Source organism: Aquibium sp. ELW1220, assembly GCF_030398385.1.
Classification (GTDB): Bacteria; Pseudomonadota; Alphaproteobacteria; order Rhizobiales; family Rhizobiaceae; genus Aquibium.
This window is the reverse complement of the sequence record NZ_JAOAOQ010000064.1, coordinates 1-23070: the sequence shown is the minus strand read 5'-3', so window position 1 is coordinate 23070 and position 23070 is coordinate 1. Positions and strand designations below refer to the sequence as shown.

At 64.5% G+C, this 23070-nt stretch carries 22 protein-coding genes and 2 pseudogenes; 10 read left to right on the top strand and 14 right to left on the bottom strand.

Going from position 1 to position 23070, the window contains the following annotated elements; all coding sequences use genetic code 11:
- Positions 1 to 32: 32 nt before the first annotated feature.
- A complete protein-coding gene (locus tag N1F91_RS29335; RefSeq protein ID WP_289997365.1) occupies positions 33 to 1403 on the bottom strand; it encodes an NAD(P)-dependent alcohol dehydrogenase in 1371 nt (456 codons plus the stop codon).
- Between N1F91_RS29335 and N1F91_RS29330 the strand changes: the two genes are divergently transcribed.
- Entirely contained in the window at positions 1390 to 2286 is an 897-nt protein-coding gene (locus tag N1F91_RS29330) for a LysR family transcriptional regulator (protein WP_289997364.1), read from the top strand. The two genes, N1F91_RS29335 and N1F91_RS29330, sit on opposite strands and share 14 nt — an antisense overlap.
- Here the strand turns inward: N1F91_RS29330 and N1F91_RS29325 are convergent.
- Positions 2249 to 2416 (bottom strand): hypothetical protein, encoded by a 168-nt coding sequence (locus N1F91_RS29325; protein ID WP_289997363.1) that lies wholly within the window; start codon positions 2414 to 2416, stop codon positions 2249 to 2251. The two genes, N1F91_RS29330 and N1F91_RS29325, sit on opposite strands and share 38 nt — an antisense overlap.
- A 264-nt stretch (positions 2417 to 2680) precedes the next feature.
- Between N1F91_RS29325 and N1F91_RS29320 the strand changes: the two genes are divergently transcribed.
- The 7 genes and pseudogenes from N1F91_RS29320 to N1F91_RS29295 all read left to right on the top strand — a co-directional run bounded on the left by N1F91_RS29320 (position 2681) and on the right by N1F91_RS29295 (position 15422).
- Complete coding sequence (locus N1F91_RS29320) at positions 2681 to 3835, top strand: site-specific integrase (RefSeq protein WP_289997362.1); 1155 nt, start codon at positions 2681 to 2683, stop codon at positions 3833 to 3835.
- Positions 3836 to 3954: 119 nt separating this feature from the next.
- Complete coding sequence (locus tag N1F91_RS29315; protein WP_289997361.1) at positions 3955 to 4383, top strand: hypothetical protein; 429 nt, start codon at positions 3955 to 3957, stop codon at positions 4381 to 4383.
- 75 nt (positions 4384 to 4458) lie between these two features.
- Entirely contained in the window at positions 4459 to 7719 is a 3261-nt protein-coding gene (locus tag N1F91_RS29310) for a DUF499 domain-containing protein (protein WP_289997360.1), read from the top strand.
- Positions 7716 to 8324, top strand: coding sequence for a hypothetical protein (locus N1F91_RS29305; protein WP_289997359.1), 609 nt, complete (start codon positions 7716 to 7718; stop codon positions 8322 to 8324). The genes N1F91_RS29310 and N1F91_RS29305 overlap by 4 nt, the downstream gene beginning before the upstream one ends.
- A gap of 19 nt (positions 8325 to 8343) precedes the next feature.
- Positions 8344 to 8520 (top strand): annotated as a pseudogene (locus N1F91_RS31220) (DUF1156 domain-containing protein); the annotation flags it as partial.
- A gap of 51 nt (positions 8521 to 8571) precedes the next feature.
- Complete coding sequence (locus N1F91_RS29300; RefSeq protein ID WP_289997358.1) at positions 8572 to 11562, top strand: hypothetical protein; 2991 nt, start codon at positions 8572 to 8574, stop codon at positions 11560 to 11562.
- The gene (locus tag N1F91_RS29295; RefSeq protein ID WP_289997357.1) at positions 11559 to 15422 is read left to right on the top strand and encodes a helicase-related protein; all 3864 of its coding nucleotides are present in this window, start codon (positions 11559 to 11561) and stop codon (positions 15420 to 15422) included. The genes N1F91_RS29300 and N1F91_RS29295 overlap by 4 nt, the downstream gene beginning before the upstream one ends.
- Before the next feature lie 58 nt (positions 15423 to 15480).
- Here the strand turns inward: N1F91_RS29295 and N1F91_RS29290 are convergent, their stop codons facing one another.
- On the bottom strand, positions 15481 to 15771 hold the full coding sequence (locus tag N1F91_RS29290; protein ID WP_289997355.1) for a hypothetical protein: 291 nt from the start codon (positions 15769 to 15771) through the stop codon (positions 15481 to 15483).
- Positions 15772 to 15863: 92 nt separating this feature from the next.
- Here N1F91_RS29290 and N1F91_RS29285 point away from each other — a divergent pair, with 92 nt between their 5' ends.
- A complete protein-coding gene (locus N1F91_RS29285; protein ID WP_289997353.1) occupies positions 15864 to 16478 on the top strand; it encodes a plasmid pRiA4b ORF-3 family protein in 615 nt (204 codons plus the stop codon).
- Between the two features lie 71 nt (positions 16479 to 16549).
- On the opposite strand, the gene N1F91_RS29280 is transcribed toward N1F91_RS29285, so the two are convergent.
- From N1F91_RS29280 to N1F91_RS29230, 11 genes and pseudogenes are all read right to left on the bottom strand, one after another.
- On the bottom strand, positions 16550 to 16831 hold the full coding sequence (locus N1F91_RS29280; RefSeq protein WP_289997352.1) for a hypothetical protein: 282 nt from the start codon (positions 16829 to 16831) through the stop codon (positions 16550 to 16552).
- The gene (locus tag N1F91_RS29275; RefSeq protein ID WP_289997350.1) at positions 16831 to 17064 is read right to left on the bottom strand and encodes a hypothetical protein; all 234 of its coding nucleotides are present in this window, start codon (positions 17062 to 17064) and stop codon (positions 16831 to 16833) included. Before N1F91_RS29275 ends, N1F91_RS29280 begins: the two co-directional genes overlap by 1 nt.
- Before the next feature lie 2 nt (positions 17065 to 17066).
- Positions 17067 to 17753 (bottom strand): glycoside hydrolase family 108 protein, encoded by a 687-nt coding sequence (locus N1F91_RS29270; protein ID WP_289997349.1) that lies wholly within the window; start codon positions 17751 to 17753, stop codon positions 17067 to 17069.
- 250 nt (positions 17754 to 18003) lie between these two features.
- Positions 18004 to 18453 (bottom strand): hypothetical protein, encoded by a 450-nt coding sequence (locus N1F91_RS29265; RefSeq protein WP_289997348.1) that lies wholly within the window; start codon positions 18451 to 18453, stop codon positions 18004 to 18006.
- 2 nt (positions 18454 to 18455) lie between these two features.
- Positions 18456 to 18689, bottom strand: a complete 234-nt coding sequence (locus N1F91_RS29260; RefSeq protein WP_289997347.1) for a hypothetical protein — start codon at positions 18687 to 18689, stop codon at positions 18456 to 18458.
- Positions 18690 to 19161: 472 nt separating this feature from the next.
- Positions 19162 to 19929 carry a hypothetical protein gene (locus N1F91_RS29255; protein WP_289997346.1) on the bottom strand — a complete coding sequence of 256 codons (768 nt, stop codon included), beginning with the start codon at positions 19927 to 19929 and terminating at the stop codon, positions 19162 to 19164.
- Between the two features lie 102 nt (positions 19930 to 20031).
- Positions 20032 to 20229, bottom strand: coding sequence for a hypothetical protein (locus N1F91_RS29250; RefSeq protein ID WP_289997345.1), 198 nt, complete (start codon positions 20227 to 20229; stop codon positions 20032 to 20034).
- The gene (locus N1F91_RS29245) at positions 20229 to 20474 is read right to left on the bottom strand and encodes a hypothetical protein (protein ID WP_289997344.1); all 246 of its coding nucleotides are present in this window, start codon (positions 20472 to 20474) and stop codon (positions 20229 to 20231) included. Before N1F91_RS29245 ends, N1F91_RS29250 begins: the two co-directional genes overlap by 1 nt.
- 26 nt (positions 20475 to 20500) lie before the next feature.
- Positions 20501 to 20809, bottom strand: a complete 309-nt coding sequence (locus N1F91_RS29240) for a hypothetical protein (protein ID WP_289997341.1) — start codon at positions 20807 to 20809, stop codon at positions 20501 to 20503.
- Between the two features lie 435 nt (positions 20810 to 21244).
- A pseudogene (locus N1F91_RS29235) lies at positions 21245 to 21408 on the bottom strand (BRO family protein); the annotation flags it as partial.
- A gap of 228 nt (positions 21409 to 21636) precedes the next feature.
- Positions 21637 to 21870 (bottom strand): hypothetical protein, encoded by a 234-nt coding sequence (locus N1F91_RS29230; protein WP_289997340.1) that lies wholly within the window; start codon positions 21868 to 21870, stop codon positions 21637 to 21639.
- A gap of 461 nt (positions 21871 to 22331) precedes the next feature.
- Between N1F91_RS29230 and N1F91_RS29225 the strand changes: the two genes are divergently transcribed.
- Positions 22332 to 23070, top strand: a 739-nt coding sequence (locus N1F91_RS29225) for an IS3 family transposase (RefSeq protein WP_289997339.1), incomplete at its 3' end; no start/stop codon positions are given.

The following is a 23070-nucleotide window of genomic DNA, read 5'->3' as shown; positions in this document are numbered from 1 at the left end:
CGACCTTCAGGTTATGAGCCATGTCGAACAGATCATGCACAATTGCGCTGGACTGCGTTTTCGTTCGACATTTCCGTCACTTGGTGGCGCTTGCCCCGCGCGCGCCATTCGCGCAATTGCGCAGATACTGGCAGCACTTTGTCCCCTCTTGCTTCCACAATGCTTCCGCGTGGGCGTCGGGTGATGGTCGCGGTAGCACCCTGCATCAGTGCAGCGTGCCCGGCCGTTCCATGGTCTGAGTATCCAGCAGCCGCAGGTGTCGGCGGCTCCTCGGACGGGCGCATGTCCAGCGCGATCACGCCCCGGCGGCGGCGGGTCTCGACTGCTTCATGGGCACGCGCGATCTGTGCCAGCGGAAAGCTCCGCTCGATCACCGGGGACAGCTTGCCCGTCTCCGCCAACTCCGCGAGGCGCGACAGCTGCGCGGCATCCGGCTCGGAGACACCGAAGCGCACCTCGTGCCCGTGGCGCCGCCACGGGACCAGCATCTGCCGCACCTCGCGCCAAGCGCCCTCGATCGTCAGATAGCGCCCGCCACGCCGCAGGAGCCCGCGCGCCCGGCCGAAATCGAGATGCCCGATCGTGTCGAACACCGCGTCGAAGCGCGCGCCTTCTTCAGTGACGTCCTGGCGGGTGTAGTCGATCACCTCGTCCGCGCCGAGGCCGCGCACGAAATCGGCGTTCCCCGGCGAGGTCAGCGCGGTCACATGCGCGCCCAGCGCCCTCGCGATCTGAATGCCGGCATGGCCGACCGCGCCCGAGGCGCCGGTGATCAGCACCCGCTCGCCAGGCTGGACCTGGCCCAGATGGCGCAGGAAGTGATCGGCGGTCGCGGCGCCAAATGGCAGCGCGGCGGCCTGAGCATGGGTCAGGCTCAGTGGTTTGGCGGCCATGGCGGCGGTCTCGGGCACGGCGATGTACTCCGCGTGCCCGCCTCGGTTCAGCGCGCCGAAGACCGGCTCGCCAATCGCGAACTGCACCGCGCCATCGCCGGTGGCGACCACCGTGCCCGAGAAGGTCACGCCAGGCACGACATGGCGGGGGCGGAAGAGGCCCGTCGCCAGCCGCCCCACGAGACGCAGGCCCTTGGGATAGGCCGCGCCGCGCAGGCGCCAGTCGCCCGTGGTGACGGCGGAGGCATGGATGCGCACCAGCACCTCGCCCGGGGCGGGGCGCGGAACCGGCATGGTTTCAAGCGCGATCACCTCCGGCCCGCCATAGCGGCGGGTGGCGGCGGCGGTCATGGTAGCGGGAAGGGACTCGGCCGGGATTTGGGACTCGACGTGCATGGGGAACTCCGTGGGGATGGTTTTGCGAGTGACCTCGGCATACACCTTCACATGCGCATGACGAATTGACCGAATCGGCATTACGTTTAAGCATATATGCATGAACTGGGACATGCTGCGCTTCGATTGGGTCCGCGCGCGGGCCTTTCTCGCCACGGCCGAGACCGGCAGCCTCTCGGCTGCGGCGCGGGTGCTGAAGCTGGCGCAGCCTACGGTGGGCCGGCAGGTCGAGGCGCTGGAGCGCGAGCTGGACGTGACGCTTTTCGAGCGGATCGGCAAGCGCCTCGTCGTGACCCCCGCCGGGCTGGACCTGCTGGAGCATGCGCGCGCCATGGGCGAGGCGGCGCAGCGGGTGGCGCTGACCGCCTCTGGGCAGAGCCAGAGCCTCGATGGCCCGATCCGCATCACCGCGGGCGAGGCGGTTAGCGCGCATATCCTGCCCACTGTGCTGGAGACCCTGCGCGCCGCCCATCCCGAGATCGAGATCACCATCGTCGCCACCGGCCAGCAGAGCGATCTGCAGCTGCGCGAGGCCGATATCGCCATCCGCAACGCCCAGCCCACCCAAGATGACCTGATCGCGCGCCGCACGCCCGACCGCCCGGCGGGCCTGTTCGCGCGGCGCGACTATCTCAAGCGGCTCGGCGGTGACCTCTCGCGCGCCGATTTCATCGGCTTCGAGGGAAGCGCCAACATGGCCCGCGCCCTTACCGAGCGCGGCTACCCGGTCGAGGCACGCCAGTTTCGCATCCTTTGCGAGGCGCATCTGGTGCAATGGGCCTATGTCCGGCGCGGCATGGGCGTGGGGCTGATGATGGACGAGATCGCGCTGGCCGATCCGGACATCGCGCGCGCGGTGCCGGGCTTCAGCGTGCCGGTGCCGATGTGGCTGCTCGCCCATCGCGAGGTGCGCACCTCCCGCCGCGTGCGGGTGGTGTTCGACATGCTGGCCGAGGCGCTCAGCCGTCCGCCAGCGCCGGCCGCACCGCCTGCTTGAGGCCCAGGTCAGGCACGTCGCTAAACCCCAGGACATCGGTGCCGAGACGGCTTTGATGGTTCATCGCGGTCCAGCCGTTGGTGGCAAGGCCGTAGGTCCGGCCCGGACCGGCATCGAGCGCGGCATCCACGGACAGCCCCCGGAGACGGAGATGGCGGTTTGCTGTCGGCTTTCGGCGACCTTGGTCACGGACCTCGAGGCCAGCGTCAAGGCCACCTGGCCGCGGCTCACACCGGTCACACCGGATGATTATACTTCACCCCGCACAGACGCGCAGAAAGGCCCACGCAGAAACGCGCGCAACATCCTTTTTCCACGCAATATCAATGTGTTCGTTGACTATCACGACACCTTCCGCACTGTAGAGCGAAGAGAACCGGAAGGCCGCCCCATCATGCCCAGGATCACCAAACGCCTCGTTGATGCGACAGAAGCCCAGGCAGCCGAATACTTCGTTTGGGACAGCGAGATCCCCGGCTTCGGACTGCGGGTGCTGCCGAGCGGGCGCAGAGGCTACGTGGTTCAATACCGCGCGGGCCGTCGCTCGCGCCGGATCAGTCTTGGACCCAGTACGGTGCTGACCTGCGAGCAGGCGCGCAAACGGGCCATCTCCATCGTCGCTGCCGCGCGCAACGGTGAGGATCCCGCCGCCGAACGGGACGCAGGGCGCAAGGCAATCACCGTCAGGGAGTTGGCGGAGCGGTTCGACAAGGAGCACATCGCCATCCGCGTGAAGGCCAGCACGGCGAAGGAGTATCGCCGCAATCTCAGGCGTTTCATCCTGCCCGCGCTCGGCCAGCTCACGGTCACGGGCATGACCCGAGCCGATGTCGCGAAGTTCCACCACGATCTCCGCCACGTCCCCTATCAGGCGAACCGCTGCCTTGAGGTCGTCTCGAAAATGTTCAGCCTCGCCGAGATGTGGGGGCTGCGTCCGGACGGCAGCAACCCGCGAAAGCACATCCGGAAGTACCCCGAGGAGAAGCGCGAGCGCTTCCTCAGCGCGGCCGAACTGCGCCGGATCGGCGAGGTGCTGCGGGAGATGGAGGCGGAGGGGATCGAATTGCCCTCGGCTATCCTCGCCGCGCGACTACTTATCCTGACCGGTTGCCGATTAAACGAGATCATGTCCTTGAAGTGGGCGTATGTCGATCTCGACGTCCCTGCCCTGCGCCTGCCGGATTCCAAGACGGGGGCGAAGGTCGTCCACGTCGGCCAGCCGGTGGCGGACCTACTGCGGGACGCCCAGCGCATCGACGGCAACCCGTGGGTGATCACCGGCACCCTGCCCGGCAAGCCCCTGAGCGATCTGCAACCCTTCTGGCAGCGCGTCCGTGCCCGCGCCGGCGTCAAGGACGTCCGCATCCACGACCTGCGCCACACCTTCGCGTCGACCGCCGTCGCGTCGGGTCAGGGCCTGCCGATGATCGGCAAGCTGCTCGGCCATACGCAGGTCCAGACAACGGCGCGCTACGCCCACCTCGCCGCCGAGCCGGTGCGGATGGCAGCGTATGCCGTCGCGGAAAACCTGCGGCAATCCTTGGGATAATCGCGCGCCTACGCCCCCCCAATTTGATTGATCACGAAGTCCCTCGCGACTACGGTCCACGAGAGCGCAGAAATGTAAGCGCGCACGTTTGGCGTGCGCGCAGGGCTGGGCGGGAGCGCATGGTGGAAAAGGACGAGACCGAACAATGCAGTCCTATCCATATCGACGTGATGCAACAGTCCGACACATCGGTGAACCAGGCATCCCCGGGCCTTAAATGCTACATCGCGCTGGAGTCCCGGATCCTCGAAATCCTCGGCTCGCGCGAGAGGGGCGTTCCCGCCGAGAGCGATCACGATTGGCACACTTGGGTCACGCTGGAAATCGGGCCGCACCCTGCACTGTCCGTAACGCAGGCGAAGGTGATGGCGCTCGACTACGGCATGCGGGGCGGCAAGGCAGAGATCAAGGTTCGACGGGCGCTCCTCTACCACGCGCTGAGACGGCTGGGGCTGGATACCGACTCGGCCGCGCGCAGGCCTCAAGACCAACAAATCATTCTGATAGATGGTGGCAATGTAATGGCAGCGATTTCGATAGATCCGTAAAACAGCAGGCAGCGAACAACAGAATGATGGCTTGCTGCTACCAAATATGACCTGTGAGGATAGGGGCTTCGGCAGATGATGAATTCGGAAAACAAAATCAACGGACTGTCGTCCCTCTATGAGAGCTGCACGCCCCGTGCGGATATTATCAAGGGGACTTTCAATCCGGAACTTTTCACCGCGAGCCTGAACCAAGTCATGGACAGCTACGCTGGTCAGAAGGTCGCCGAGACACCCTATACTGACGCCAGCGTTTTCTTCGGAGAGGCGACCTATCCAACGAGCGGGATGCGCGACCTCCTTTCGACCGTGCTCCTTCGGGTTTCGGGAGACACGACCGCGAGCGCAATTACTCGCCTCGAGACCGGTTTCGGGGGCGGGAAAACCCACTCCCTGATAGGGCTCGTCCACTGCGCCAAGCGTGGGACGGAGATCCGGGACCTGGTCGATCCCCTGTTCCCAAGCCTTCCGCTCCCCGCGCCGGGCGCGGTCGATGTCGTAGCGATCGCGGGCGACGTCTTATCCGTGAACAAGCCGTCTGGAGCCGCGCTGATCCCCCACACGCTCTGGGGGGAGCTGGCTATGCAGGTCGGCGGGGAGACGCTCTACCGAGACCTGGAGGGAGATGTCACATCGGTGGCTGCGCCGGGGAAGAACTTCTTCAAGCGGGTTCTCGACGGGCGAAAGGTGGTCATACTGATTGACGAGCTGGCGCAATATGTCGCTCGGTTCGAGGCGGCGCACCCCGGGAAGGGGGCGACGCAGGTCGCAGCCTTCCTGATGTCTCTGTCGACTTTTGCCCGGTCTGCATCCGGGATTGCGGTGGTGATCTCCTTGGCGAGCTCATCGGATGCTTTCGCTCGCCAGAGCGAGAGCCTGGGCTCCGAACTCACCCGGATCACCGGATCAGAGGTCGCCCCGGAGGAAGCTGCGCAACGGGCCGCGCGCGCTATCGGTGAGACGGAGAGCGTCGTCGCCCGCGATGCACTCCCGATCAAGCCGGTGCCGCAGAGCGAACTTGCCCGAGTCCTCGCCCGTCGCCTCTTCTCCCGAATTGATCCGGAGGCCGCGAAGCGGGCGGCCGAAGCCTATACGGCGCTTTATGGCAGCTCCCCCGCCGATCTCCCATCGGAGGCAAAACAGACCGACTACGCAGCACGAATCCAAGCGACGTATCCGTTCCATCCGACCTTCCTGCGGTTCCTGAACGAGAAGCTCGCGTCAATCGAGACGTTCCAAGGGACCCGCGGTGTTCTACGCGTGATGACCCTCGCGATCCGTCTCATCTGGGAGAAGCGCCCCTATGCGCCAATGATCCATGTCGGGCATTTGGACTTCTCGGACCGGCTGATGGCGGACGAGATCGTAGGAAGCCGACTGAAGGCAGGGGAAATGCAGATCGTCCTGAACACGGACGTTGGTGGGCCGCAGTCCGACGCTTTAGCGTCAAATCTGAGTCGCGCACAGATGCGAGACGCCGCGAACCCGCTTCCGTCTGGGGTCCCGTACCACGAGATGACTTGGCGCGTCGTGCTGGTGAACAGCTTGGTCGGCCGAGCCGGCGGGATGTCAAGCAACCTGTTCGGCATCAACGAAGCGGACGCCCTCCTGTCGGTACTGATGCCGGGCCTCCCGGCGACCGCCGTTAAGACTGCCCTCGAAGCAGTCCAGAAGCACGCCTATTACCTGCGCGAGGATGGAGGGAAGTTCTTCGCGAACACGGACCCCACCATCAACCGAGCCCTCAGCGACATCCGGGAGGGGGTGAAGCGCGATGACGCACTGCGGCTCATCCTAGAGGCGTCCCGGAAGGTAATCACGAACCAGAACGGGATCTTTGAGGTCCGGGAAGACGTGACCGCCCCTCAGGACATGGCGGAGTCCCCCCGTCGACCCTCGATCGGGATCGTCCGGGTCGACGCCCCGCGTATCATGGTCGACGAATTCATCCAGACGGTTGGTAACGGGCAGCCCCGTATATCTCAGAACCACGTGGCGCTCCTGATCCCGAACACGGTTGCGACGGACCGGGACAGTGACGGAATGTTCGGTGATCAGCGGGCGCAACAGAGCCTGGACCGGCTCCTCGAGTTGGCGCGCGACGTCCGGGCGATGGAGAAGCTCGCGGCGGACCCCGGCGCCTATGGGCTCACGCTCCGGCAGCTTGATGACGATTTCCAGGGCCGCCGAGCGCGGGCCCGGAACGACCTGAACGTCGCGGTCAGTAAGAGCTACACCCGGCTCGTCTATCCGGGGTCCGACGGGATCGCGATCCGGGAGATCCGGGTTGCGGGCGGTGAGGGGGGCGCCCCGGTTGCCGAGCAGGTCAAGGAGATCTTGCGCAAGGATGGGGAGGTGATCGAGACTGATCGGGCCGCGACCATGGAGATTGTTAGGGGCCTCTCCCAGCTTTTCTTCAGCTTGGGCGGGGACACGCCGACCGTGAATGGGATCCGGGACGCGTTCGCTCAGCAGCGGCGCTGGCCGATCCTAGAGAACCCGAGCGTATTGAACCGGGTCATCTCCGCAGGTGTGGAGCGAGGGGTCTGGTGCTTGTTCCGCTTTACCGACACCAAAAGCGATCGGCCTGACGAGATTTATGACGCGCAGAACCAGGTCCCGCTGAACGCAGATCTCTCTGCCGACGGGTGGTCCATCATTCAGGTGCCGAAGGCGCGGGCCCGCGGCTGGATCAAGGGGGAAAAGCCGTCCGAGGACAAGATCAGGGAATGGGCCGCAGAGGTGGCGCGGCAATCCGCTGAAACCCGCGTCTCGGACATCATCGAGAAGGTTAAAGAGAAATCTGAGGCCGTGACCGACGCGGACGTCCTGAACGTTATCCCCAAGGTGATCGCGCAGGACCGATACCTCGTTCATGACGGCGAACCGGAGCAGCAAGAGAAGCCAAATGGCTTTCGCGAAGGTGTCGAGGCGACTATTCGTCCCCCGCGTCCCGATGATTTCCTGATTGTCCGGGCCGAAGCTGCAAAGCGCGGCTGGCTCGCGAGCGCGCCGAAGACCCTTCTGATCGAAGAAGAAGGGGACGGTCCGAAGGTTCTTCTGCCTTTGGTCAAGCGTCTGGGGCGTATTGGTGCTAATGGGACCAAATCGACTGTGGATGACCTCAGGATACAGGCACTCAAAGTTCCTGGAGGAGCATCGATCGACCTCAAGATTTCAGGTGCAACACCAGAAAGCCTGAAAGCACTGGATGAGTTGTTCGAAACCCTTATGACGGTCGGTCGGGTCGATGCCGACACATTTGCGTCGATTGAGATCGAACATCCGGATGAGGAGTGCGCCTTGGTGGCGGAGCTCAAGAAAGGCGCTGAATGACAGCCAAGAAGGGGCGTCCGCACCGGCATGCGGAACTCTACAAGACGCTCCACGAAGGAGCTCTCTCCGCGGCGCCCTTCGCGTTACGGATCACTCGGCACAACGACGTGCCGCCCCCCGTCCTTTTGATCAAGGAGCGGCGGGCTCGTGATGGGGACGAGGGGGATGCGCGGACGGGACATCTCCAGGATCGGGGGCGCCTCCATGGGGACAGCCTCCGCCGCCTCCTGCCGATCGTGCGGGGAATCGCGTCCCGTGCCCGGAACGAACAGGACGTCCCTCTGGAGGTCGACGCCTTCCTGTCCGAGGAGGGGATGCGCACGCAGCGGACCCTCGTTCTCGACGAAGAGGCCGGGGCGAAGCTCGGGATCATTTTCAAGCTTCAGGAGCGGCTGATGGACCTTGACCGGGGGGAGCTCCTGTCACGGCGAGTCGCGACCTTTTCGCGGGAGGAGGCCGTCTACTGGTTCTCCCGCATCACACATTATGGGCCGGTCGCCAACCGGTGGGCCGTGTCCGGACTGCGGGTGATGCTGTGTGGGCAGGGCAAGGGACCGGACGCTGAAGTCGACTCCATGCTCACCAAGCTGCGCGCGCGCCAATAACGGGAAAAGAGGGAATGGTATGAAGGATGTGTCGAACGATCTGCGGCTCATGGAGAGCGGATTCCCGTGCCACCAGGTGGGCGCGGAAACGCAACGGGAGCGCGGGTCCAGCTCGGCCCTTCCGCCCCTCTACTTCCTCCACGTCTGGTGGGCACGCCGCCCCCTGATCCCGTCGAGGGCCGCCATCCAGGCGTCCCTCCTCGGGTCAGATGCCGATCCGGACGCCTTCGTCCGGGACCTCGGAATCATGAAGAAGGTCGCAATCGTCGGCGATCAGGAATTGACCCTCGTCGGGAAGCCGCTGGCGCATGTGCGGCGGGCTGCGTCCGGCGAGGTGTTCCTTCTCGACGAGAAGGGGATGAAGTTCCTCGAGGCGGAGGTTGAACGGCGCGAGCGGAACCGGGACACCATCGACCGCCTGACCTCATACGATCCGTCCTTCTCCCGCGACCCGGTCGTGATCCGCTGGGAACAGGATTCCGCCGCGTTTCGGTTGCCGCTCCCGGCACAAGGCACCCGTCTTCGTGTTGAGGAGCGTGCGGCCGACCCGGCGCATGTGAACGACCGCGTCACCTTCGCCAAGCTCGAACGCGTGAAGCAGGCGCTAGGGGAGACCATCCGATGGGAACCGGAGAATCTTTACGCGTACGGTCGAGCCTACGCGAACTCACCAGAGTATCGGCCGACCGGTTTAACCGTTTTGGATGCGACCGCCGGGGGAGGCAGCATCCCGTTCGAGGCGCTGCGCCTTGGACACAACGTAATCGCCAACGAACTGAACCCGGTGGCAACGACGATTCTACACGCGACCCTCGACTTCCCGGCCCGATTTGGTCCCGAACTGCTGGAAGATATTCAGGAGTGGGGCGACCGGGTCGTTTCCGAGGTCGAGGCGGAAATGCTCGACGTCACCCCCCGCTCCCCGTTGCCGGAGGCCGAGCGTCAGAAGCTCGAACGGGTCGTGCGCGGTGATCCGGAACTGATGCGCCTCTATGGTCAGACCGAACATGACCAGAACGGGATCCTTTACTGCCGGATGGTCAAGTGTCCGTCCTGCGGGGGCGATGCGCCTCTCCTGAACAGCTTCTGGCTTCTCAAGGTTCCGGGGGATCAGTGGGGCGTTCGGATTGTTCCGAACAAGGACAAGACCGTCAATTTCGGTGTGTATGAGATTTCGGGTGGAAGAGGTCCGAACGGAGAAAACCCAGAAGACTCGACCGTGACTCGCGGCGTAGGCCAATGTGTGCATTGTCGTCAGGCGATCTCTGGGGACGAGATCAAGGCGCAGGCACGCGGAGAAAGTCGAAATGGGACCTGGTGGGATCGCGTTTACGCGGTTCACGCCGCTCGCCTAGAGCCCAAGATGGATGCCCGCGGGCGTCCACAGCGTTACGCCACCGGAGAGCGAGCGGGGGAGATCAAGACTGGCAAGTTGAAGTTCTTCCGCGCTCCAACCGATCAGGATGAAACTGCCCTAGCTGAAGCGAAGCGGCGGCTCGATGAGAACTGGGCCCGCTGGGAGCGTGACGACCTGATCCCGACGGAAGCTTTTCCGGAAGGAAATGACATGCGCCCCGTGAACTACGGCATGCCGAGGTGGTGTGACATGTTCGCTCCTCGCCAACTACTAGGGCACCTGACGCTGGTAGAGCGGCTCCGCGCCTTGCAGCCTGAGATACGGGCGGCCCTCGGTGAGGTGCGCGGCAATGCTGTCATCACCTACCTCCAGTTCATGGTGGACAAGTTCGTCGACTACAACAGCCGCCAGACCCGTTGGGAGTTCACCCGTGGCGTTGTTAAAGGGACATTTGGGCGGCACGACTACTCATTGAAATGGACCTATGGAGAAATGCCTTACGCCGGTCCCTCTAGCGGACTTCGATGGGCTCTCTCTCAGGTTTTAGACGCCTACCAAGGAATATCAGAACTCGCTCTTTCCGTTCACCAGGCCCAAGGCAGGAACCTGCCGCTGAGGATCATTAACGGACCGGCAGGGAACATGTCCGAGGTCGCAACAGGGTCCGTCGACCTGGTCTGCTTCGATCCTCCCTACTACGACAACGTCCAGTACGGGGAGCTGTCCGACTTCTACTACGTCTGGCAGAAGCGCGGGCTGCGCGACGTCTTCCCGGGCCTGTTCTCCCGGCGCCACGTGAACAAGAAGGACGAGGCGGTCGCCAACCCGGCCCGTGACGGGTCTGCTGCGAACGCCAAGGCCGCCTACGAGCGGATGATGGGCGAGATTTTCGCCGAGTGCCGCCGGGTTCTCAGCGATGACGGCGTCATGACCCTGATGTTCACCCACAAGAAACAGGAGGCGTGGGAGACGCTGACCCGGTCGCTAATCGAGTCCGGCTGGATCATTACCGCCTGCATGCCCGTGGAATCCGAGTCTGGATACTCGACGCACCAGATGAACATGGCCTCCGCCGCGTCGACCATCTTCATCACCTGCCGCAAGCGGGTCGATGAGGACACCGAACCTGCCGCTTGGCAGGGCATCGGCGGAACCGGGGTCGCGGCGCGGATCCGCACGGCTGTCCGAGACGGCCTGGCCGAGTTCGACCGTCTGAACCTCAGCCCAGTCGACGAGATGATCGCCAGCTTCGGGCGGGCGCTTCAGGTCCTGTCCGAGCGCTGGCCGGTGTATGACGGGGACGACGTGGTCTCGCCCGTTCAGGCGATGACCGCCGCCAGCGCCGTCGTGGCCGCCCACCAGATTACCCGGATCACGGAGGGGCGCCTGACGGTCGAGGAGCTGGACACGGAGACCGGCGTCGCGCTCACCATCCTCGGCGCTTTCGGAACGGCCGAGTTCGCTTTCGACGACGCGCGGAACCTCGCGAACGCCCTGAACGTCGCGATCGAGGGGAAGACGGGGAACTATACCGTCGTTGATCGCCGGGTGGGCCTTGCGACCCAGCAGCCCGGCGCGACCTACGCCGCGCCTCTGGTGAAGAGCGGGTCAAAGATACGCCTTACGGCGCCGGAAGAGCGGGCCGAGGCGCGCTTGGAGAAGCCCCAGACCGCATGGGACCGGCTCCACGGCCTGATAGCCGCCTATCGGCAGGGAGAGGACGTTCTGGTCCGGGCCTATTTCGAGAAGCACTGTCTGCCGCAGGCGCAGCTCCTGCGTGACCTGCTTGAGGTCTACCGGGCCGAGATCGGGGATGAGAAGCTCCAGAAGGAGGTTGACTGGGTGCGCTTCGCTCTCGAGAGCTTCGGGGGCGCGCGGTGACAGAAGCGGCCGGCGTGAACGGGACGCCGGCGTCCTTTCGGGACGTCGAGTGGCGGGACGAGTACCGGACCTCCGAGATACGGACCGGCGAACCCACGACTGACATCTTGAAGGAATTCTACATCCCAGCCCTGGAACGGTCAGTCCGGTATGACCGGGTTGCCGGGTATTTCCGGTCCTCGTCCCTCGCGGCCGCTTCCCAAGGGTTCACCGCCTTCGCCCGGAAGGGAGCGAAGGCTCGCTTCCTCGTCGGCTGCGATATGGACGCGGAAGACGTGAAGGCGGCGCTGAGGGGGGCGGACGAGGCGCTTGTCGCGCACCTGACGGCCGCCCTCGAGAATGACGGGTCGTGGAGCGCGGAGACGGTCCGCGGCGTCGACCTGTTCGCCTATCTGGTCTCCACGGGAGTCCTTGAGGTGAAGGTAGCCTTTCGGGTTCACAAGGGGTCCGGCGATCCGCTCTCCGTCGAGTCGACGGCCGACGGGTACGTTCACGAGAAGTGGGCAGTGTTCGTGGACGGAGAAGGGAACGTAATCCGGATCGACGGCTCTCTGAACGAATCAAGGACGGCCCTGTCGATCAACGCCGAGAACGTCCTGCTCCACTGCTCTTGGTGGGATGAGCGGAGCGGCCGCCAGACCGCGAAAGCCCTGAAGGATTTCGAACACCTATGGCGTCACGGGAGCGAGGGGATCCGGGTGATGGCCCTGCCGGAGGCGGTGCAGGCGCGCCTAGTCCGGATGGGACGGGACGTGATCGAGCCGAAGGAGATAGACGGGACGGAGGCGCCCCCTCCGCCCAGGGCTCCGGAAAGCCCCTTCGCCGCGCTCGCCCCGGTCGATTATCTCCGGTGGCGCCTCATAAAGGACGGGCCGCGGCTGCCTGGTGGGCGGTTCGTTGGAATTGAGACCGCCCCTGTCGTCCCATGGCCGCATCAGGCTTTCGTCGCCCGACGCCTCGTGACCTCCTGGCCCCACAGCTTTCTGATGTGCGATGAGGTGGGGCTCGGGAAGACAATCGAGGCGGGTCTTGCGATCCGATCCCTCACCCTGTCCGGCATCGCCTCGAGGGTGTTGATCGCCTCTCCGGCGTCGCTGACGCGTCAGTGGCAGCGCGAAATGAAGTCGAAGTTCCTGCTCGATTTCGCCCGGACGGCCCCGAGGGGGCGGATGAGCCATGAGCGCCTGAACGAGGACTCGACCCCGTTCGAGGTTTCCGAGGGGTCCCTCCTTGCCCCGGACCTGGTAATCGCCTCGACCGGCCTTTTGACCCACCGGACCCGGCGCGGCGAGGTCCGGGGTGCGAAGAAGTGGGACATCGCCCTCGTTGACGAGGCCCATTACGCGCGCGCGGTCAACCGGCAAAACCAGCTTTACGCCCTCGTGGATGAGGTAATCCGTCCGAGAACCCGCGCGCTTCTTCTCGCTACCGCGACCCCGATGCAGCTCGCGATGCAGGAGGCGTTCGACCTGATGCGGCTGACCGGACGGGTCGGCAGCTTCGGGCTCGATGACGACATCTCGCGGCAGTATTATGAGGCGGTTCAGGAGTTCGTACGGGTCCGGGGCCAGATCTCCGAGGCGACGCTGGAATTCCTGCGCCGCACCGTTCTCGAGATCAAGCTGCTCGATCCGGAGTACTGGACGTTCATCATGAGCGCCTACCGGTCGCCAGCGGATCAACGGACCGTAGCCCGTTGGGTTGAGGATGCGCGCCCGTTCCCAGTCGGGGACTGGCGACTTATCGCCCGGGTGCTTCGCGCTGCCGCTCCGCTCTCGCGCGTCATGCTGCGTCACACCCGGGACCTTCTGCGCCTCTACCGGGACAGCGGCAAGCTGAATGCGAACCTGGCCGAACGGCATGTACGTCCCCTCGATCCGATCAGCTTCTCCCCCACCGAGCGTCGCGTCTACGACGCGCTTGAGGCATACTGTCGGGATCTCGACGCCCGCGTTCGCGCCTCCGCCCGCCAGGAGGACCAGCGCCGCGTTGCCTCCGTCGGCTTCTATCTGAGCTTCCTGAGGCTCCGGTTCGCATCCAGCCTCCACGCGATCCGGAAGACGCTGGAGCGGCGCACAGAGAAGGTGACAGCCACCCTGCGGGCACATCAGCACGCCGGGTTCAACCCGACCGACGAGGAGCTGGAGGAGGCCGTCTTCGAGGGAGATGAGGAAGGGGACGAGGTCGCCGTCGAGGCACTTCTGGACGGGCGCACGAAGTCCGACCTCCTATGGGAGCAGGAGGCGCTCCGGGGCTTATTGGACTGCCTCGAGGAGCTGGTCGGTGTCCCGTCAAAGCTCGACCGGCTCCTGTCCGAGCTGAACGCGCGCCGCCAAGGGAGCCGGATCCGGCAGACGGTGGTCTTCACCCGGTTCAAGGACACGCTCGATCATCTAATTGACGAGCTCCGGTCCCGGATGCCGAGCGCGCTGGTCGGCACATTTTCAGGGGCGGGCGGCAGCCGCTACGACCCCGCTGCGGCAAAGATGATCAGCACCACACGCCTCGAGATAACCCAAAGCTTCGTTCGAGGGGACATAGACGTCCTGCTCTGTACCGACGCCGCGGCCGAGGGGCTGAACCTCCAGACCGCAGACCTTCTGATCAACTTTGACCTTCCTTGGAACCCGGCGAAGGTGGAGCAGAGGATCGGGCGCATCGACCGGATCGGCCAGAAGTACCAGGAGATCTTCGTCGCGAACTACGCCTACGCGGGATCGGCGGAGGAGCGGGTCTATGGGCGCCTGCTCTCCCGTCTCGCAGAGGCAGGCCTCATCGTTGGCCCTCAACAGATCGCCCTGCTGCCGGTCACTGAGGCAGATTTCCGGGCCCTCGAGAACCCGAGGGTGTCGGCGGAGGAGCTACGGCGGATCGAGGAGGAAGCGGCCGAACGGCTCCGTCGGTCCAAAGCGGCCGCTGAGGCCCTCGAGATTCCGCCAAAAGAGTTGCAGGAGTTCTACCGTGCCTGGGAGCGGTCGGGTGACTTCGCCGCCCCGGTCACATTGGTAGACATCGATGCCGCGCTGACCTCCCTCGCGAACTACGCCCCGAATCTTCTCGCCGTGACAGAACATCCGGGCGTTTTCGCCCTTCGGTACACGGACGGACGGGTTTCTCATATAACCGCGTCACGGGAACTCCTTGACAGGCCGCCGCCTGAGTTCCGGACCACGCTGGAGTTTGCCTCCTACGGCGCCCCGGCCTTCGATCATTTACTAGATCAGCTCCCGGAGCTTCACGCCCCGTGGATGGCGCGTGTCAGTGTTTCAGGAGCAATTCAAGACAATAGAGTCGAGCGAGTCGGCTTCTGCGTCACCACCCCGACCGGTGTGGTCAGCGTGACACGGGTCTCTGACCTCCGCTGGGTTGAGATCGACCCGGACGCGACGGTTGGAGAGGCCGATACAAGGCGGTTCGAAGCAGAGTCTGCATTGGCTTTGGAGGAAGAGATTCGCGCCGTCGAGAAGGGCGTAGATGACGTTACCGCGAACAGGCGAGCGTCCGCGGAGCAACTGGTTCTGTCCCACGAGATTGCCGCCGCCTATATGGAGACCGCAACCGGCGCAAACGACGCCGATGACCTGCACCGGCGCCTTCGGGATGAGCTGATCCCGAACAGGCCCCAAGGGCTCCTCGTCCGCATGCGGCCGGCCCGCCTCGCCCACCGGACTCCGATGCTGTCGGAGACCTCATTTCGTGGCATTCCCGGCGATGAGGCGAACGTTCACATTTCCCCCCCGCAGCTAAAGGCGGCTGAAATCAAAATCGATGGGGTTATTCGGGAGATGCGGCGTCAGGGGGAGGAGATGTATCGGGAAGAGGCAGCCACTCGTTTAAGGCGGAAGGTGGCGAAGCTTTAGAGGACCATTGCGACCCTAGATCAATATTGAGCGGCTGGCCGGATCCTCCTCCCGTCGCTCAGCCGATCTTCGCGCCCCAGAAGGAGGTGTGGTCGGCTGCGAAGTAGCCGTCCGCGACCCGGAAATACCCCTGCAGCTCGACGGTATCGCCCGCGGTCAGCGGCACCATGGTCTGCAGCGAGATGGCGGTGGCGAGCGAGACGTGGGTGGCGGAGATTTCGCCTAGGGAGCCGCGGATTTCGGTCGTGCCGTTCAGAACCAGCCGCCCGCGCATCCTCGCCGTGGCGCTGGCGTTGATCTTGTAGAGCAGCGTCGCGCCGAAGAGGTAGGTGTCGTTCGCGGGCGCCACGAAGCAATTTTTCGCAGCGTCCTTTGAGCCCCCGATTGTCGGGACCGTCACCGATCCATAATCTAAGCCGGTGGCGCCACAAGGAGTACGCCTTGTCCGAACCTGTTGCTCGCATTGTCATTGAACTGGAGGGAACAGATCCCTTGGTCTGGCGCGAATTGGACCTTCCGCTATCGACGACACTGGCAACGCTGCATGACATCATACAGGTGGTCATGCGCTGGCGAGATTGTCATCTCCACGAATTCGTGGTCGGCGGCAGGATTTATGGGGTACCTCATCCCGATGACGTGATATACGAGCGCAAAGTCTACCAGTCGCGGAGCATCCGGCTAGGGACCTTGATCGAACGAGGTGTGCGCGACTTCCTCTATATCTACGACTTCGGTGACAACTGGCAGCACCGTATCCGGATCGAGCACATTCGGGACGGCGATGCCGGCGCCGAGTATCCGCGCTTTGTCGCAGGCGAACGCCGAGCTCCCCCGGAAGACGTCGGCGGTGTCAGTGGCTTTGAGGAGTTCCTCGAGATCATGGTAGATCCGGAGCACGATGCATACGCGCAGACGGTGGAGTGGTATGGCCAGGTCTTTGATCCGAAGGACCTGGACGAGCGACGGCTGAACATGATCATCGAAGACTTTGCGGCACGCCGTCGCGGACCCCTGAGGAGTCACCGAACAGGGTCGCGTAGGTCGCGTAACTGACCTCCGTTTACTCCGTTTCCCGTTAGCGCGCCGTCTACCGCAGCACCTCGCCCCGCTGTCAACAGCGCGCATCACCCTCCCCGTACCCACCAGGCGCCGATGCCGACGGCGGCAGTGACAGCGATCCAGAACAGTCGGTCGACCAGACCAAATGTCACGCCGCGCCGGTCGCTGGTCTTCTCGAGATCGGTGAGGCGCGTGGAAATGCCGTTCATACGCGCGTCGCTGGCGTCCAGGCGCTTGAACAATGTGCTGGTGCGCTCCTCGATGCGCACCAGCACGATCAGCGCCTCGGCCATCTTGTCGAGCTTGGTCTCGATGCGGTCAAGGCGGGCTTCATCAGTGTCAGCCATCAACCCTGCTCCATCTTCCTGCGCAGCCCAATCAGGCCAAGCCCGAGCACGATCAGCGTGGCGGGCGTCGGCGCAGCGCCGGCGCCGTTCAGCATGGAGATGATTTCTCCAACCAGCCCGAGCGCTGTGGCATCCGGTGCGATGATCTGGCCGGCACCTGTTGCGACCGATGCGGCACCGGCCCACCAGGTTAGAGAACGGGGAAGGACGTATTTCAGGATGGATTGCAGCATGGTCAGCCTCCTGTGATCCAGTTCCAGAGTTGGGAGAGCGCGATGAGGATGGCGCCGATGATTGCCGCGGCGAGCACACCGATCTGGGAAGTTTTCGGCGTTTGCGGTGTCGGTGACGGTGCATTGTCGGTAGTGACGGTGGTCCCGTCCTCGACCACGACCTTGCCAAAGGCTTCGTCGGCGGCGTCGAGGATTGCGTCGTGCCTGACCTCGGTGACACGCAGCTCCCAGCCCTTGCCGAAGGTCGGCCAGGTCTTCAGCGTCTTCAGCCAGGCAAGCCGCGCATCGCAGAGTCTGGCGATCACGTCGGCCGGATCAGCCTTCCTGACCGCCGCCAGCGTAGCCGGGCCGATGCGACCGTCCTCAGCAGCTCCAACCACCCGCTGTAGGAACCGTGCCGCCCGGGCCGGCCCGGAGTTCACCGCCAGATCGAACACGGCGTAGTCCACGCCGGCGGGAAGCTCGGCGCCATGAACAGCGGCCCAATAATGCTTGTAGTAGACGGTTGCGACCTGTTCGGCGGTGATGGCGCGCAGGTCTGCCTTGGTGCCGGTCGGCTTCACGTAGCGGCGAAAGGTTGCGAGTGTGACGCCCTTGTTGGTGGCGCCACCGGGATCCTTGGGATGGTCGACATAGCCACCCTCATGTTTGAGGACGCGCGAAAGCGCCCGCTGGAAATTGCTATCCACGGGAAACCTCGTTCAGTTGGTCAGGATTGAATGGTTCGGCTGGTACGCCGGTGGGTCAGGATGTCAGTCCGGCACCCCGAACGGACTTTTTCGGCCAGCCACTACTGCCTTGCTGGCCGGATCGACTTCGGCACCGTCGTGCTAGATTACGACAGCCACGACGCACTTCCCCCGGTGCACAGTGGTCAGGTCGGTGCGAGCAACCCCGCGCTCGCACCGACCGTCTTCATTCTGGGACGCTGGCACTCGATCATCCCCAATGCTGATCGTCGGTAAAGTCAGCCGGGATCGGGTCCAACGCCTCGATGGCATCGGAGCGCATTCGTACCGCGGCGATCCGGTCCCAGATCGCCTTGCCGGCATTCCAGGCCGCCAGTTCGTCGGTCGTCCAGTTGGCGCGGCCCTTCTCGGCCAGGATCGCCGCTTGTGCCGTCAGGTTGCGCTGCTTCCATTCGGGACAGATGACAAGGATGCGCCGCATGGCCTCGGCCTTGACCGCCTCGATCTGCTCGGCCCGGAGCTGTTCCGGGGTCGGTGCTGGTGGGACTGGCGCCACATAAGGGGCCAGCGCGTAGCCGTCGCCGCTCTGCCAGCCTGCGTAGGCGGGAGAAACCCTGCGACCGTCCGGCAGTTCGAACCAGCTGCCCTTCGAGACGTGCCGAACGAAAGTGCCGTTGTGGTTGAGGACAAGCAGGCCCATGGTCAGCTCGCTTTCAGATAGAGTTCACAGGAACTGACGCGCTGCGATCCAAAGCCGTTTGCATCGACGGTCACGTTCTGCCGGTTGTCGTTCATGATCGCGAACACGACGGCGAAGCGTGCGTCGTCACTGCTGTTGAAGACACCGTAGGAGCCGTCTTCCCGCCCGTTCATGTCTAGAACCGGGAGACCGGCAACCGTGCCCGCGCTGTCGCCCTTGCCGCCGACGAAGCCCATGGCGACCAGCGGGACGGTCTCGGCCCCGCACGAAATCGTCTCGTTGGTGTAATATTGTGTCCCGCTGGCGGTCTTGTTCTGCGACGTGANTGTGTCCCGCTGGCGGTCTTGTTCTGCGACGTGACGTCGAAGCCGGCTGCGTTGTTCACTCCGCGGAAAACGATGCAGACCCAGGCGTTGGCGTCGGAACCGGACATGAGGTTGGGAGGCGAGAAGATATCCCCCGCAGTGAGAACCTTGCCGCCACAGGCGTGATCGCCCGACCTGGCGTACTCGGTCCAGCCCGTGGGGATGATCGGCCGGTTGGAGGCGTCATCGGTGCGGACCGCGAAGACCGCCGTGTCCCCCGGCAGGGTGCCGGCGGGGAGTGTGAGGGGAGCCGCGTTCGGTGCGCCGTCGCCTGCCGATCCGGCCGAAACGCCGACAAACTCGATGCCGCCCCCGAAGGGCATGATGTGCGGGTTTGGGAATGTCATTGCAGCTTGACCACCTGCGCGTGAACGAAGCCGTGGACCTTGGTGATGAAGACGAGGAAATCGTCGCCGTTGACCGTGGTGAAGGCATCGCCACTGGTCTTCGTGAATCCCGTCAGCGTGATCGCCCCGGCCGAGGCGTTGTTGGTGTACTGGACGACCATGGTGTAATCGCCGGAGGCGGTCGGTACCGTGAAGGCATGGGCGCCGCCATTGATGGCGCGCCGGAAGTTGCCGCCAACCGGGCTCGGCGTGTAGCTGCCGCTCGACTTCGTGCCGTCGTCGACCGCGGTTGCGGTAAACCCGCCGGTCAGGGCGCTGCCGGAGAGCGCGACATAGAGCGTGTCGAAATACGCTTTCAGCGTCGCTTTCAGGTTGGCCCAGGAAAGCTTCTTCAGAACGTTCGCGGCGGCACTGTCGATCAGGCCGAGCGTGTCGGCATCGACCGGCGTGGTCTTTGCCGCGGCGCCATGGATCGCGACGCCGGTCGCGTCGGCGCTGACGGAAACGCCGTCGAGCTTGGCCTTGTCGGCCGACGAGAGGAAGCCGGCGACGGACGATGTGGCAGCGGCGTGCAGGGTACCGCCCGCGCGGGATCCATGCCGGGCGTCGTCTAGACCCGTGATCTCGACGATAGCCTCGGTGCCGTCGCTCTTCTTCAGGTAGAGCCTGCCGTCATGTGTGTTGACGGCAAGCTCGCCCAGTTCGAGATCGGTGGTCAGCGGCGCCTTGCCGGCGACCGCGGAGCGCTTCAGCTTGATCGGCATGGGCCGTCCCTTCGACGATGAGGCGGGGGAAAGTTCGATCGGTGGCGCCGATCAGCGACAGCGGTCAGTGCCGTGGATCAGCAACAAGGGTCAATCGACCGGTCAGTAGGTGCCGCCATCGATCGTGTCGGTCGCGGGGTGATCGTGGGATTCACGGGCAAGCGGCGTGCCGCCGGCCGTCGTCCCGTCATGGATCACGGCAGTCTTCTTCGTGGTGTCGACGGTGATCTCGCCGGGGACGCCGGTGAAGCTTGCATGCTCGGCGGTCGAGCCGCGGCGGAACTGGACCTGCTGGGCCATCAGGCGATGCTCCCATAGTCGGCTGCGCTCGACGGCGAGGACGAGACCAGCCCGTAGTCGAGATCGCCACTGCCGCCGATCTCGGAGAATTTTGCGAAGACCTCATAGGCAGACTGCGACAGTCCGATCGCAATGCGGTTCTCGTCGGTGATGAGATAGGGCTCACCGGCGGCAAGACCGTTGGCCATGGCTGCGGCGTCGATCTGCGACCGCGACCCGCGCTTGATGGTGAGCGAGACCGCCATGGACGCAAGACTCCCTCAGCCGGTGATCAGAACGTGCCGCAGTCAAAGGCGATGCCGTTGATCACGCCGCCTGTGATCGCGACATTGCTGGCGGCCTGCGTAGCCATGGTGGCGAGCCCGAGATTGCTCCGGGCAGCCGCCAAATCGGTGCGGTCGGAAAGGTTCGAGGCCTTGGCGAGTTTCTCGGCCAGCCCATTGGTGCTGGTCGTGGCAAAATTGGCGTCGTCCCCAAGGCCAGCCGCCAGCTCGTTCAGCGTATCGAGCGCACCTGGCGCACCGCCGACCAGCGTCGAAACGGCAGCGGCCACGAAGGCGGCGGTGGCGATCTGGGTCAAGTCAATCACGACGGACCCAACAAGTCAGTCGCCCGTTAGGCGTCGAGTGCGGAGGGAAGACGGACAGACGGGGTACCCCTGCCCCACCCCCACCGCGGGGAATGGGCTTTGGGGGGGTATACGTAGAAGGACTCACAGGTTTTTTCCCAGATTGCCGTTCCCTCTTGCGCACCTGTAGTTGCATTATTATCATTTGACGGTTGTCAAGAATGGGACATAGGATGCGGCATTTCGGGGTAGGTGATGGGGGTTTTGCACCTGAGGAACTTGCGCTTCTGAGAGAGGCTCTTGAATCCACGTGTAGGCAGAGGGGTATTTCTCTTGATGAAGGGGAAGCCGAGCACTTGGCGGGCTGCTTGTTGAGAGCCTACCAGTCGGGTGCACGCACGGTCGATGAGCTATGCTCTGCCATCGCGTCCTTTTAAGTGTATCGCAGCCGGTCGCGACCTTCTCCTCGCCCATGATGTACCCGCCGTCCCAGCGCCTCCGGCGCAATTGCGGATGGCCGGGAGGACGACCTTGGTCACCCAGTTCTGGAAGGGCTTGGCGTTCGGCTTATCGGAGCGCATGACCAGCTTGTAGAGGCCACTCTCGGAGACCACCTGGGCTTTCGCAACTGAGCCGTCGGCGGAATGTGCGCTTTCAACGCGCCCGCGACTTGCGAATAGGGCTCCCATGGCAACAGGAACCGGCCGCCTGCAGTGCTTTCGCCGAAATCGAGCCGCGCGCGGCCTTTTGCCGGGTCTACCTCCGCCACCGCTCCATGCCGGATCGTGCCGGCGAAACGGCGTTCCAGCTCGGCGATGCGCGCAGCCAGTTCGACGATCTCACGCATGTTCGGCCACCGCGAAGGTCTCGCCCGCGTCCGGGGCGAGGACGATGTCGGCCAGTTCGACCGGATTGCCGTCCTCGTCCAGCACCTCGCCAATCCCGAGAGCCGCAGCGTCGCCAAGCGTGATGCCCAGCATGTTGGCCGCACGTTGCCAGTCGGACGCCGGCTCGCCCTCGATCTCGGCGCGCAGCATGTTTGCGACCGGAACAAGCACCTCGTCCGCCGACATCACCGTCAGCTGGGCTGGGGCACGGTTTCTTGAGACAGTACGAAGCGCTATTTCTCTCGGAAAGGGGAGTAGAACATGGACTGGAAGAACAACGAGACGTCTGGCGCGACGGAGGCCACGGCCCCGTCGGCGCGCCGACAACGCTGGTGACGGCGGGGCCGTGGCCTGCCAAGCCAGACGCTCCTCGGCGCAGCGGAAACTGAGTGCCGTTCAACGCCTTTTCCGCGGCGAAAGCCTGGACGTGGTCTCGCGTGACCTTGGTGTCCCGGTTCACCGGCTGTCGACCGTGCGCTCGCCGGCGCCGAGGGTGCACTGAAGGACCGCGAGCGCGATGAGCGTGACGAGGAAATCGCCCGGCTGAAGGCCAAGGTGGGCGAGACCACGATGGCCAACGAGGTGCTCTTCGCCAAGATCGACAAGCTGGAGGGAGGCCGCCCTTTGGCCAGGAGGAGGTCGAGGGCATGAGCCAGGCGCACTCGATCTCCACTCGCCGCCGTTATGGAACCGCCCTTGTCTGTCGCCTCTGTGGCTTCTCGCGGGCAACGACATACCGGCATCGCGACCGTCGCAATGCCGACAATGACGCTCGACCGCCACGTCGTCGTGGGCCGGACGGGGCCTGCAGCGACAGCGCGCTTCTGGAGCATATCCGCGCGATCATCGAAGCCTCGCCCTTTTCCGGCGAGGGATATCGCAAGATCTGGGCGCGGCTGCGGGCTCAAGGGGTGCGCACAGCCGCTCGTCGCGCACGTCGGATCATGAAGGAACACAACCTGCTGGCGCCGCAGCGGCCAGTCCAGCGCGACGCACATCCCCATGACGGCAAGATCGTGACCGAAAGGGTCGATCAGGTCTGGGGTACGGACATGACCCAGACGGTCACGACCGGGGAAGGCCGCGCCTATGTCTTCATCGCGGTCGATCATTGCTCGGGCGAATTCGTCGGCGCCCATGCCTCATCGAGCACAAGCCGCTGGCAGGCGCTGGAGCCGATCCGTCAGGGCGTCACCCGGCACTTCGACGGCGTCAAACCCAACACGGCCCTCGGCCTGATCCTGCGGCACGACCCTGGTTCGAACTACATGGCGGACGACTTCCAGGACGAGATCAAGTGTTTCGGCATCATCAGCTCGCCGTCCTTCGTTCGTCAGCCCGAGGGCAACGGGGTGGCCGAGCGGGCCATTCGCACGCTCAAGGAGC